The following is a 13,134-nucleotide window of genomic DNA, read 5'->3' as shown; positions in this document are numbered from 1 at the left end:
ACACAGAATATTGAACACTCTCAACGATACAGCCGAAAATTGAGCCATCTAAAAGTTATATCTTTAGCTACCCTTTGCTTAGCGCTTTTGGCTTAGAACCCGAGGAAACCGGGCGATTTTTGTCCAGTCTTCAAAATAACGACTGGATAGCTAAAGACAGCTTAAAAAATCGCGTTCGTTACTGCGCAAGTTGCCACTCTGGTCACTTAAACTATATTGATGTTTGCCCCAAATGTGAAAGCATCGATACTCACAACCAAAGTAGCTTGCACTGTTTTAGTTGCGGGCATGTTGGCGGCGAGGAAACATTTAAAACAAGCTCTGCAATTAGCTGTCCGAACTGTATGGCGCGACTGCGTCATTTGGGGGTTGACTATGATCGCCCCATAGAAACACAAAAGTGCCGCTCCTGTGACAATTTATTCAGTGAGTCTTCCGTTGTCGCGCAGTGTTTGCATTGTCATGTATCCAATCCAGTAGACAAACTTCATATAAAAAATATTCATAGTTACTGCCTAAGCTCGTTTGGACAGACCATTGCACGCCAAGGTATTGAACATATTAACTTTACGCCTGAAGTTGGCGAGAACATGCCAATATCGCAATTTTATTGGTTAGTCGGATGGTTAGACAGACTGGCCCAGCGGCATAGCGTTAACCATTGCATTATTTCTTTAGCGGCCAGTAATTTATCAGAGTTTCTCAGCGAAAAAGGTGAAGTGGAAGGTATGCTGAGGTTAGATGCAATAAAAGAGCGACTCCAAAGCGTTGTTCGAATGACGGATGCGTGTTGTAACGATGCTGATGGCAACCTGTTAATGCTTTTACCTATGACAAAGTCAACTCAGCTTGGTGTTGTTATGGAGAAACTTGAAAGCGTTAAAAATCAACAACACGACCAATTCTTGGAGCTAGAAGTTAAAGTTGTTGAGTTACCAGGGAGTGTTGGGAGTAATGCAGGAGCCTGGTTAACTGATACTTTAAATTCTACTGAACCTAAGCTGTTATGAGTGAAGTCAATAGCATACTTTATTTGCTGATAGACACCTTTCATCAGGCATCGACAGACTTTCTTGGGGCATTTGGGTTAATTCCAGTGTTTATTCTTTATGAAGCTCCGCTCGTAATATTGATAGTGACAGGTATATTAAAATACCACTATCAGCAAATGACTAAGCACAATGAACTCAGCTTTTACAAACCTAAAGTTTCTTGCATTGTCACCTGCTATTCGGAGGGCGAGTCAGTTGCTTTAACAGCTCGGTCATTAGCTGAGCAAACTTATCCTGGCGATATAGAAATAATTTTGGTTGTCGATGGGGCAGCTAAAAATAAGGAAACGTACCAAGCTGCAATAGCTGCCTCTCGAGAAAAGTTAAAAGAGAATAGAAATATTCTGGTTTTACCAAAATGGCAGCGTGGTGGTCGGGTATCAAGTTGTAATGCGGGTCTTGATATTGCCTCAGGCGAGATTGTCATGGCACTAGACGGTGATACCTCTTTTGATAACGACATGATTGCACGTATAGCGCCACATTTTGAAGACCCTAATGTACCTGCAACCAGCGGCGCTATTAGAGTCAGAAATGCAGGGGGCTCGTTGGTTGCTAAATTTCAAAGTATCGAATATTTGTTGTCAATGCAGGCAAGCAAGACTGGGTTGGCAGAATGGAACTTACAAACCAATATTTCCGGGGCGTTCGGTGCATTTCGGCGCTCGGTTTTAAAGCGGGTCGGTGGTTGGACGACACACAGCGCTGAAGACTTAGACTTAACAATAAGATTAAAACAGTATCAGAAACGTCACCCAGAATGGCGCATACCGTTTGAACCTTTGGCTATTGCAAAAACAGATGTACCAACGTCTTGGAAAGATTTAATAAAGCAGCGGCTTCGTTGGGATGGTGACTTGTTCTTTATTTTCTTTAGAAAACACTGGTCCTCTTTTTCTACCAAGCTTGTTGGTTTAAAGCATTATTTATTTACGTTGCTCTACGGCTGGATTCAGAATGTTGTCATTCCATTTGTTGTAATTGGTTATACAGCCTATTTGTTTTTAACATTACCGATAACCGTAGCTTTTAGTATTTTTGTGGCCGTTTACATTATTTATGTATTAGTTCTGATGTTTTTTTATATTTTTACATTGGTTGCGTTATCAGAGCGAGTTAGAGAAGACTTACAGTTATTTCCGTTGCTCATTATTTTCCCTTTCTATTCCTTCTTTATGCGAGGAATCGCAATTTTTGCACTTGTGAATGAGCTGGTTAGGCGCTCACACCAGGAGAGTGCAATGGCACCTTGGTGGGTATTCAAACGTGGTGGTAAATTTTAATGAAAATAAATTTTGGTGTTTCCGATAAGAAAAATAATCCAGACGTTGATAAAGGGGTGAAGCTTGGCTACGCGCCAGCGAAAAGAGTTGGATACCGCTGGCGTTGGTATTTGTTGCTTGCTTTGTTTGTCATTCCGCTACTTGTTATCGCTTGGCTTATAGCTAAGCCGCATATTTTTATTCTGTCAGAGGGCGTAATAACAACTGATCCGATACAGCTGAAAGCGCCTTATGCTGCTCATGTAAAGGCGGTTAATGTTGGAAGAGGGGAGACGGTTGCAAAAAATACGTCACTAGTTCAACTGGCGTCTGAAGAGTTGACTGTCGAAATAAGAAAAATTGAAGAAGTACTGGCAACTTTATCTTCAGGTGGGGAGAGTTATAACGAGCGAATACTGCAACAGCTAGAAAAACAAATTAATGTTGCGGAGCAGGGAGTGTCTGACCAGGAAGAGTTTCTGGCTATCTATCAGGACTTTAAACGCTCAGGTGTTATACCAACCCATGAAATGGCGGTTATTTTAAGGTCTGTAACAGAAAGCAAAATAACTTACGAGAGTGCGAAAGCAAATCGCTTACAGGTTCAGCAAGAGTTAAAAGAGTCATCTGTAGCTGGTACAGTCACTCAACGTCGTCAAGAACTTGAGCGGCAGTTAGCAAGTTTAAAAGCACGGCAGGAAAAACTAAATATTCACAGTTTGAAGGAGGGGAAAGTAATAGATGTTTTAGTAAAGCCTGGAGAGTATGTACAAGATAACCAAACGGTTGCTTTAGTTTCAGGAAACAAGGAGCCAGTTATCTTTGCGTATTTAGAGGCTAAGTATTTTGAATATACAAAAGTTGGTAATAAAGCAACGGTAGAATTACCCAACGGTGATGAAATTAGAGCTAAAGTCACCGAACCACCTCAATTAACACAAAAATTACCGCCGGTTCTTGTTGGTCCATTTGATAATAAAACAGCAGTGCTAAAAGTAACTTTGGAACCAGACTCCGCTTTAAGTACAGCGATTGAAGGGCTACCAGTAGAAATTTATTTTGATTATTGGTGATTTAGTAGCAACCGCACCCTGTGAAGAGTAAGGGATCTGAATAATTGCGTAGGCGTGGTTTTGTGAATGTTACCTTTAGTACTTTCTGGTAGGCTAAAACCTATTGTTAATTGCAAAAGGAGCTTGCGATGTCATCACAAGGCTCACGACAAACGTTACTGAGACAGTGGGAATTACTGAAATTCTTGCCGACACGGCCACCGGGCATGACGGCAAGAGACATTTGCCAACAGCTCAATGACGAAGGCTTTGACGTGTCTAAACGCCAGGTCGAACGCGACTTAGACCAGCTGTCGCAGTCATTTGCGTTGGAATGTAACGACAAAGGCAAACCCTACGGTTGGCATTGGATGGAAGGTGCCGGTGCTGACATGCCGGCCATTTCTGCCGCCGAGGCGCTGTCCTTAACTATGGTTGAAAAGGTGCTAAGCCCGTTAGTGCCTAACACCGTGTTAAAATCCATTGCACCACGGCTGAATCAGGCTAAGGACAAGTTAGCGAAATTGCATCAGGGTGCTTCTTTAGGCTCCTGGAAAAGCAAAGTAGCCTATGTACCAGCAACCTTGCAGCAGCTTTCCCCTTCTATTAACGACAGCGTGCTTAATAACGTACAGTTGGCTTTGCTGCACAACCAATGCGTTGACGTGGTTTATCAGCCAGGGTCACAACCCGACGCAACTAAAACTTATACCTTGCATCCGCTGGCTATTGTTCAGCGAGGCGTCAGTACCTATTTAGTGGCCTGTGTTGACCCTTATGACGACCCGCTTTTATTCGCCCTACATAGAATGCATGACGCAACGCCGCGTGACGACAAGCAGACTAAAATTCCAGAAGGCTTTACCTTAAAAGGGTACTTAGAAAAGGGCGCTTTACAATTCTCTGACGGCAACACTTTTACATTAAAAGCACGCATTAACGACAACTTAGCCATGCACTTAACCGAAACACCGCTTAGTGACGACCAGCAAATAACGGCCGACGGCGAAACTAATATACTGACGGCAACCGTTATCGACTCATGGCAACTGCACTGGTGGGTGAAGTCTATGGGTGCACAAATTGAAGTGCTTGCGCCCGAAAGCTTTCGCGACAGCATAGTAGAAGAGCTTAAAGAGACGCTGGCGGCTTATAACCGGTAATGCGTCAGAAATACATTGCTTCAACGCTTTCTGACGTAAAAAACTGAGCATTACTTAGCGGCTGTCCGTTTAGCCGGTAGCCGACCATAGGGCCGTCTTTGCCTGCCGACCAGTCAACACAGGCAATGTGGTCGGTTTGTACGCAGGGTTTGCCCTGCATCCAGTAGTGACCAATAAACAGCGGCTTTTTGTTGTCGTAACCGGGCATGGCAGCCCCGGGAATTTCAGCGTCGGGCAGGTTGTTAATGTCGTCTACACCAATGGCCAGTTCGCGATAATGCGGATGTGCCTCGCGCCACCAGCGAGTACGAATTTCAGTGCGCGGGTGCCCGCTTTTATCTAAAAACGAGTAGCCTTCCGGTAGTGTGACTTCCCAACCTTTGCATAGCATCTCGATGGCATTGAACAGTTCATGATGCTTGGTGTTAGCGAGCACCCAAGCGTTTTCGTGCAATACACCGTTGGTCGCATAATTCGCTAATACCTCTAGAGACGGCCGATGCCAGCAGGCATGCACCACACGTAAATTGGGTAAGTCTAAATACATGGGCAAGGTTTTAAACCAAGCGATGGTGTTAGCGTACCAGGTAGGGTCTTGTTCAGCTTCTTTTAAAAAGGCCTCGTGCTGCTCGAAGTTTTTCTGAGAGTGCTCGCGCAGGTAGCTGCCTTTGTGGTCCTCAGTAGCCCAGGCCACCGCATTAAATTCGTGGTTGCCCATAATGCAAAGGGCGTTACCGCTTTCAACCATGCGGCGGATAATATCGACAGAGCGACGCTGCTGTGGTCCTCGGTCGACTAAGTCGCCCACCGAAATTAATGTGCGCTCTGAGTGTTGGTACACACCGTTCACTTCCTCATAACCCATATTGCTGAGCAATGCTTCAAGCTTGTCAGCCTGTCCGTGAATGTCTCCAATAATGTCGTACATGTATGTCCTTATTTATTTCGGTAACGGTAAATTATTGCGCTGGTGCTTCGGTTTTTTATCGTAATAAAAAATAGCGCCCTTGGGCGTGAATTCAATATCGTACAGATGGTTAAGATACCGATGCAAGCGCTTGGCAATGAGTCTATTAATTTACGCGAGCTCAAAGTCACGCCCGTTGTAATACAACTTGTAATCGAATGAACCGACGGTAATAGTTTCTGAAAACGTTGGGGAGTTTGGCATTATGGTTTGCATAGCGTCCTTGATTGCTTAACACAGGACAATAATAAAGTTTACGTGCGACATAACGTGTCGCAAGTGGACAGGTTATTTAGAAAGCAGCCACCATAAGCCGAAACTGGTTGTAACAATGCTGACAATGACTAAGCCGCGGTACTCCATTTTTATTCCTGTATAGTTTTTGTTTATACCCTGCTTGCTAACGTAGCTTTTGTATGAGGGCAAGATATTAGCGGTAATTAAAACACCGCCGGCTAAATACGCCAAAGTGCTACTACTAAAGATAAAAGCCAGCAGCATAGTGATACCAAACCAGCTCCAGAACATAAGTCTTTCCTTTTATGATTTCTTAATAGCTATGCTTATAGTGTATGGGTGCGTGCGTCATATTACGTCGCGCTACAAAACGGTTGATTTTAGGTGCGACCCAAACTGTCGCAGTTTGAGGCTAATGTACTAAGCATGGACATCACAGAGGAGGTGAGTGGGCAGGGAGGCTGCTTAATTGAAATGCTAATTTAGTGAATGACTAACAAATTTGATAGTGCCATTTTCAATATCCGTCTGGTAATGTAGGCAATAACGTACAAGAAGCTAATAATAATGAAATCTATGCAGATAAGGGACTATCATGCGAAATGCAATATGATTTTAAATGACTGAATCGCCACTGATTTGCTAGACACCTCATAGCCATAGATAATGGCATAAAAGAGGTGCTTATGAGTAACAACCGATACCCTGAAGAATTTAAAATCGAAGCTGTCCGGCAAATTACCGATAAAGGTTATTCTGTTGCTGACGTTTCAAGACGGCTCGATGTTTCCGTTCATAGTTTATATGCCTGGGTTAAGAAGTACGGTCCAGAAGCAGAAAAACACGCTGCTCAAACCGAAGAGCAGGCTGAGCTAAAGCGCTTAAGAAAAGAATTACAGCGTGTCACTGAAGAGCGTGACATATTAAAAAAAGCCGCGGCGTACTTCGCGAAGCAGTCCGACTAAGGTACGCCTTTATTAAGCATCACAAGGACTGTTGGCCGATACGTAAGTTATGCCGCTTACTGGACGTCCATCCAAGCGGTTATTATGCGTGGCGCAAAGAGCCTTGCTCGCGTCGACAAAAGCGCGATATTCGCCAGACAGGCCTTATTAAGCAATTCTGGTTAGAATCTGGTGGCGTCTACGGTTATCGAAAAATCCACAGCGATTTGTGCGAATATGGAGAGCGGATTGGTATCAATCGAGTTCACCGGTTGATGAAACTAAGCCAGCTTAAGGCTCAGGTTGGTTATCGTAAGCCTCGCCACCGTGGTGGTGTCTCTCATATCGTTACGCCTAATAGATTAAACCGGGTGTTTAATACTGAGCAGCCTAACCAGGCCTGGGTAACCGATGTCACCTACATTAAAACCCATGAAGGCTGGCTCTACTTAGCGGTGGTTGTTGACTTGTTCTCGCGACGGGTCATTGGATGGTCAATGCAGCAACGAATGACAAAAGAGTTAGTTCTTGATGCGCTACTCATGGCCATATGGCGACGAAAGCCTAAACAGAAAGTAGTGGTGCACTCCGATCAAGGAAGCCAATATACAAGCCATGACTGGAGCTCCTTCCTAAGGAGCAACAATCTGGAAGGCAGCATGAGTCGCCGTGGAAATTGTCATGACAATGCTGTTGCTGAGAGTTTTTTCCAGCTACTTAAAAGAGAGCGTATTAAGCGGAAAATATATTCAAACCGAGCCGAAGCTCGACGAGATGTATTTGACTACATTGAGATGTTTTACAACTCAAAACGCCGGCACAGTTCCAATGATCAGTTATCGCCGGTAGAGTATGAAAAACGTTTTGAAAAAACGGCTACTGAGTGTCTAGTGAACTAGTGGCGATTCAATTCTTATAAGGCAATCTTCAAACACAATAGGATTTGGGTGTATAAGCGTTGCAGAATCCGCAAAATACATGCCGCCGTTACAGTCATAACAGAGGTATCGAGCTAAAGCGGTTTTTCCTGAGCCTGTCACACCGCTAATAAGCAAACGAATACTGTCACCCTGGGTGCAAAACGTTTCAATACGTTGCTTGGGTAGAGCACATTCTACTGGAGCATGTGAAAACTCAAACTGGCCGAGCTCTTTGCTGTAAACATTGGGTAGATCCGGGTAGTTAAGGCTAATAATGTCATCTATGGACAGGCTGCTGTCCTGTAACCGGTTAGTGAGCAGTCTCATTTGAGCGATGGAGGCCGGGGTTTTTACCTTAAAGGCTGCTAAATTTTTTATGGTTTGCTGGCTTGCAGCCTTCTTTTTAAAGGCTTGCTGTAATAACTTAACGGCGGTTGAAAAGTTGACCTCGGGCATTTGCAGTACGTAGTCAAAGCGGCGCAGGAATGCCGAGTCGAAAAAACGCGTTTCGTTGCAGATCCAGTATGAGGTTGTCTCACGCCTTTCCAAAAGTTGGTTTATCCAGCCTTTGCGTTTCTCCTGGGTTTTCTTTTCGACTAAAACGTCTTCCACTTCATCAAATAAAATATGGTTTCTTGGTGAGCCGCTTAACAAGGCGTTCATACGAGAAAACCGTGACAGACGATACGTATTGGTATTGTCATATTCATCGTCATTAATGACGTGCACATCAAACAGGCAAGCATCGGCATACTCTGCTAATGCCTTTGCCAATTCTGTTTTGCCGGTGCCAGGGGGACCAACAAATAAAATACTCATCGGTTGCGTGTTACCTAACGTCGCCTGTTTTACGCAGTTTTTTAATAACGTCAGTTTATTTCCTAAATACTCAAAATCGTTTAATTTCAACGTTGAGGTAGAGCAAGGAGTTAGAAAACTGGACAATATATCCTCGTTAACCGATTGGCATTGGTTAATACTGTCGACGACAAATGAAACCATTCTGAATCTATCGCTGACTGAGCTGATATACGAATCTGGTGATCCGGCAAGGTACATTTTTACAATGGTAGAATCGTCTTTTGTTAGTTCTTTGATGGTCTTTGGATTCACTCCAATTAACTTACTGATAATGTCTAGCTCCGCTTGTGCAGAAAACTCGCGGTAAATGAAGTTAAGTATTACCTCCATAACTTGCGAGGCGCTAAATAAGTAAGCAAATGCAACCCAGCGATACTCGTCTTCAGAGAGGTTTAATTGTCGCTGTAGCGCTCTAACGCCAGTTATTTCAGGAACTCGAATACGCCAGTCGGTATTGCTGTTGCTAAACTCGGTTACTTTTTCAACGGTGTTAGCAGGCAGTTCGTAAAGGCTGACTGCATTCTCAAGTTTTTCAATTAAACCCGCCCGTCGCTGTTCGTTACCGCTCAAGTTGTAACATCGTGCTAATAAGAAAAAGCTCAATGGCGCCCAGAAAAACTCGAATGTATTTTCTTCACTTTGCTCAAATGAAATGGGAAGTTTGGGTAATGCTGGAGTCGAATTCGTTAATGTTGTCATATACACCTCACTTTTTATTGATGAGGCTATGTTAGGTTTAGGGTGCGACATCTGGTGTCGCAGAGGGGCATAGTGATTGGAGTGGGTGAGTTAGATAATCAATACGACATAAACTGTCGCAGTATTATGCAACCATAGTGTCCTAACAAAGGAGGCTATGAATGCAGGATAAAACCTCGGGCCTAGTGGTCCAGAACTATCTTTGTAAAGCCATTAACGTAGACATTTCGAACGCGCAATGGCTGGAAGTGAATAACCTACCGAATACCGAAACACTTCGCCTGTCTGACAAGAGCGACACCCCAGTTAAACGGAAATACTTACAACTGCGCACAACGCCGAAGTTGCAGCAGCTGCAGTTAACACAAGACTCCTGGGTACTGCACCTTGATTTAAGTGATAACCATAACTTGCTGAATATTCATGGCAATATTGAGCATTTTGACTATTGCTATGACGGTGGCGGCTATTTGCACAGTCAAACGAAGGCGCTTAAACAAGTGGTTATTTGCCCGGTCGATAGCGTTGATAAAAAACGTCAACTGCTTGAAAGCCTCGAACCAACGAGCCTACTGGTCATTCATGCGCGCCGAGACAGTAAGATTCCCAAACAATTACAACTTCGTACGCCGGCGCAGGTCAGTTTAGTTGCGTTACAGGGAATTGAAAAAGTGACGTTCGACAGCGTAAAGCCAGCTTCGGTATGCGCCCGTGACTGCCAAAACTTGCGCTGCATTAAGGGAGAGAGCGAGCGCTTGCGCCTTACGGAATGCGGGAAGAATCAGATACACATTGGTGGCAGCTGGAATACCATTGAGTTGGTCAGTTGCCGTATAGAGCGTTTAGCTATTGATGATGCCCATCTGCTGACTTTACGCGGCATGGTGCGTATTAAAAATACCTATGTACCCGATTACATGCAGGTTGAGAACCATGCATCGCATTACTTTCAGACTGATGTTTTTCCTGACATTAATGAGTCAACGTTAACGCGCTTGTTCGACGTTATAGAAAATACTGAAGGCGATGAGCAGGTGCAAGCCGTAGGAAACATGCTTAGCGCACTGCGACGTTGTTTCCGTCCATCGACCCGCTTTCATGGTGTCTGTTTGCTATTGGCGCTGGCAAAGCAGAGTACCGATTATGACGATGACATAGCTAGTGTGCTTGGCAAACTAATGCGGGGTAGTCTGCGTGAGCTGTTTACCGCTGATAGGCAGGTGGAGGGCTGGCTGAAATATATGGCGCTATGGAGGTTGCTCATTAATAGAGGCTGCCCGGCTGTGGAAGAAAAGTTAGGTCATGCCAATAACCGTTATATCGACAATATCGTATCGTTTTACGCTTTGGTTATGACCCTTTTGGAAAACGCAACCAGCTATAAAAATGAACAAAAAGCGCTGCGTAAGGTTATGCTGCAGGCCATTCGCCAAGGTGTTTTTGATACATCGGGAACGTTAAAGCTGCTGCCAAAGCTACAACGAAGACTGCTCATAGCTCTGCCGAAACTGAATAAATTAACCCAGCTGGCTTGTATTAAATTTTTATTGATTAATGCAAAAACTGAGCGTCAGCGCATTGCTCAAAAGCTGTTGCAGACTGCTCCTCAGGTAACCCGAAAAGTCGCTCTGCACTTGGCTAATAGGCTCCCGGAGCAACGCACACAGTATATGGCAATTGCTTTAGGCTCTGCCGCGGGTGTTTCTCGTAAAGAAGACGGAAGCGGACTGCAAAAACAAGGAGTTTTCTCATGAGTTTAGTGACTTCAGAAGCACAGTACGGGTGCACGCCCAGTGACGTTAAAGCTTTGGTTGAAACACAATTGCGATTGCTATGGCAGTCTCCTGATAACGCCAAAGATATTGCCCCACTCATGCTTTGGGGCGCTCCCGGCGTCGGTAAAAGCACAGTTGTTCGCGAGCTATGCGAAGAGCAAGGTATTGATTTTATTGATATTCGCTTAGCGCAACGCGAGCCTATTGATTTACGGGGGCTGCCAGTGCCGAAAGACGACCATGTCGACTGGCTGTTGGCCGGCGAGTGGCCCCGTGACCCAAACAGCAAAGGCATTATTTTATTTGATGAACTAAGCGCGGCCGACCGTATGTTGCAGGCAGCGGCTTACGAAATTATTTTAGATCGTCGCTTAGGTGACTTATACGAACTACCACCGGGCTGGTTAGTGATAGGAGCCGGTAACCGTTTAACCGACCGAGCGGTGGCATACAGCTTTTCAAGTGCGTTAGCGAATCGGTTTTGCCATTTAGAGCTGCAGCCGGATGTTCAACAGTGGTGTAGTTGGGCACAGCAACAGGGCTACCCGAGCCCGGTTATCGGCTTTTTGAAATTTGCGCCACAGCACTTTTTTAATATGGAAGGTAACACTGAACGTGGTTGGCCGAGCCCGCGCTCGTGGGAGCGTGTTGCAAAACTGCTGAAACAGCGCGAGCAGCTTCAGTTAAGCGATAAACAGCTGCGTATTATGGTTTCCGGATTAATAGGCGACGGTGCTGCTTTGCCATTTTTTGGTTTTTTAGACGTACAGGCTGAGCTGCCGGATGTGCAGGCGATGTTAGCTGGGCGTATTCCAGTAAGTATTCCCGAGCGGACGGACGCTTTATACGCATTTTGTGCCGCTGTGGCGTTTCATGTTCGCCGCAAAATGCAGCTGCTGGATAGACTTTTTGATATTAGCGACAAGTTAAGCTCCGATTTTGCAACGCTGTTGATGCTAGATATTTTACGTAACGAAAACGGCCTGGACGAAAAGCGTGCAGAAAAGGTGTTTTCACACCCGCGTTATGAGCAATGGACAGAGCAGCACGGTCAACAATTTGCTCAAGCGCTCGAGTTTGAAGGCAGCCTATGAGTGAGCGTTTTAATGAGACGTCGTTGGTTAATCAACTTGAACGCGACCGGGGCCTTTTGCTGTTACAACAGCCGTTTACTGCGGCATTGTCGTTGCGCCTGCAATTAAACGCGGTGAAAGGAAATGACATTCCAACTGCCGCTACAGATGGGCGGAGCGTGTTTTTTAACGTCGACTTTGCCAATCGTATTGATGACAAAACACGCCAGTTCGTACTGTGTCATGAGGTATGGCACTGCGTGATGGGACATTTTTCTAGGCAGCAAGGTAGAGAGCATCAACGTTGGAATAGGGCGGTTGACTACGAAGTTAATAGTATTGTTAAACAACTGCTGGGTTTTGTGCCGCCGCAAGCCTTGTATCGTTATGAGTATAAGGAACTGAGCGCAGAGCAGATTTACCCTCGGTTAATGGTTGATGAAGAAAAACCAGAGCAGGGCGTGCTAGATACGCACTTACCTATAAATAGTGAGCAGCAACAACGTTGGCGTGAATACGTGCAGCAGGCGAAGTTGGCGAATGCCGCGCATTGGAGCTCATTGCCGGGAAACGTCAAGAAGCAATTAGAGCAGGTGGTCAGCCCAAGCTTACCATGGCAGCATTTATTACAACGCTTTGTGCAGCGACAATTAATCGGGGAGCGGCAATGGCTGCCACCGTCTCGGCGGCACATTCATCGAGGCTTGTATTTACCTCGTCAACGCAGTGACTTTATTGAACTGACGGTCGCTTTAGATACCAGTGGCAGCTGTTCGGATGAATTGGCGGTGTTTTTACAGCAGTTATCGCATTTACTGGCCGCGTTTCAGGATTACCGGGTGACGGTGCTGCAGTGCGATCGTCGAATTCAGCACATCGATACCTTTACGCCAGACTCGCCATTGAATGCCGACAGTTTTACCGCAAAAGGCTTTGGTGGAACGGCGTTTAAACCGGTCTTAGATTACGTCGATAAACATCCCACAAATGCCCTGATATACTTCACTGACGGCTGCGCGGAAATACCTACAAAGCCGCCACAAACGCCGCTGCTTTGGGTGTTGCCGGAAACGGCTGGAAATGACCGTATTCCCTGGGGTGAGGTGGCGACCATAAGCACGTAGCTCGC

The 13,134-nt window shown here is 45.3% G+C and carries 11 protein-coding genes; 8 read left to right on the top strand and 3 right to left on the bottom strand.

What is annotated here, in order from left to right; translation table 11 throughout:
* Positions 1-26: 26 nt before the first annotated feature.
* The 4 genes from B3850_RS08275 (at position 27) to B3850_RS08260 (ending at position 4,529) form a co-directional block, all read left to right on the top strand.
* A complete protein-coding gene (locus tag B3850_RS08275) occupies positions 27-1,010 on the top strand; it encodes a hypothetical protein (RefSeq protein WP_286873834.1) in 984 nt (327 codons plus the stop codon).
* Entirely contained in the window at positions 1,007-2,335 is a 1,329-nt protein-coding gene (locus tag B3850_RS08270) for a glycosyltransferase family 2 protein (RefSeq protein ID WP_286873832.1), read from the top strand. The genes B3850_RS08275 and B3850_RS08270 overlap by 4 nt, the downstream gene beginning before the upstream one ends.
* Complete coding sequence (locus tag B3850_RS08265) at positions 2,335-3,387, top strand: HlyD family secretion protein (RefSeq protein ID WP_286873830.1); 1,053 nt, start codon at positions 2,335-2,337, stop codon at positions 3,385-3,387. The genes B3850_RS08270 and B3850_RS08265 overlap by 1 nt, the downstream gene beginning before the upstream one ends.
* A gap of 128 nt (positions 3,388-3,515) precedes the next feature.
* Positions 3,516-4,529, top strand: a complete 1,014-nt coding sequence (locus B3850_RS08260; protein WP_286873828.1) for a helix-turn-helix transcriptional regulator — start codon at positions 3,516-3,518, stop codon at positions 4,527-4,529.
* Between the two features lie 4 nt (positions 4,530-4,533).
* Here the strand turns inward: B3850_RS08260 and B3850_RS08255 are convergent, their stop codons facing one another.
* The gene (locus B3850_RS08255; protein ID WP_286873825.1) at positions 4,534-5,457 is read right to left on the bottom strand and encodes a metallophosphoesterase; all 924 of its coding nucleotides are present in this window, start codon (positions 5,455-5,457) and stop codon (positions 4,534-4,536) included.
* Between the two features lie 327 nt (positions 5,458-5,784).
* Positions 5,785-6,024, bottom strand: a complete 240-nt coding sequence (locus tag B3850_RS08250) for a hypothetical protein (RefSeq protein ID WP_286873822.1) — start codon at positions 6,022-6,024, stop codon at positions 5,785-5,787.
* 395 nt (positions 6,025-6,419) lie between these two features.
* Between B3850_RS08250 and B3850_RS08245 the strand changes: the two genes are divergently transcribed.
* Positions 6,420-7,576 (top strand): IS3 family transposase gene (locus B3850_RS08245; protein ID WP_414653518.1). Its coding sequence is split into 2 segments (ribosomal slippage): positions 6,420-6,654 and positions 6,654-7,576, totalling 1,158 coding nucleotides; the frame shifts between segments, so codons are not numbered across the junction.
* Here B3850_RS08245 and B3850_RS08240 read toward each other — a convergent pair.
* A complete protein-coding gene (locus tag B3850_RS08240; RefSeq protein WP_286873814.1) occupies positions 7,565-9,157 on the bottom strand; it encodes an AAA family ATPase in 1,593 nt (530 codons plus the stop codon). The genes B3850_RS08245 and B3850_RS08240 overlap by 12 nt on opposite strands.
* A gap of 161 nt (positions 9,158-9,318) precedes the next feature.
* Between B3850_RS08240 and B3850_RS08235 the strand changes: the two genes are divergently transcribed.
* Genes B3850_RS08235 through B3850_RS08225 form a run of 3 tightly spaced genes read left to right on the top strand, consistent with a single transcriptional unit; the run spans position 9,319 to position 13,129 of the window.
* Positions 9,319-10,911: a hypothetical protein gene (locus B3850_RS08235; RefSeq protein WP_286911624.1), complete on the top strand. Its 1,593-nt coding sequence runs from the start codon at positions 9,319-9,321 to the stop codon at positions 10,909-10,911.
* Positions 10,908-12,026, top strand: coding sequence for an ATP-binding protein (locus B3850_RS08230; RefSeq protein ID WP_286873807.1), 1,119 nt, complete (start codon positions 10,908-10,910; stop codon positions 12,024-12,026). Before B3850_RS08235 ends, B3850_RS08230 begins: the two co-directional genes overlap by 4 nt.
* Complete coding sequence (locus B3850_RS08225) at positions 12,023-13,129, top strand: DUF2201 family putative metallopeptidase (protein WP_286873805.1); 1,107 nt, start codon at positions 12,023-12,025, stop codon at positions 13,127-13,129. Before B3850_RS08230 ends, B3850_RS08225 begins: the two co-directional genes overlap by 4 nt.
* The last annotated feature ends 5 nt before the right edge of the window (positions 13,130-13,134 follow it).

This window comes from Idiomarina sp. UBA4520, from assembly GCF_002388365.1.
GTDB classification, from domain to species: Bacteria; Pseudomonadota; Gammaproteobacteria; order Enterobacterales; family Alteromonadaceae; genus Idiomarina; species Idiomarina zobellii.
The sequence above is the reverse complement of the archived record's forward strand: the minus strand, read 5'-3'. Positions and strand labels throughout refer to the sequence as shown.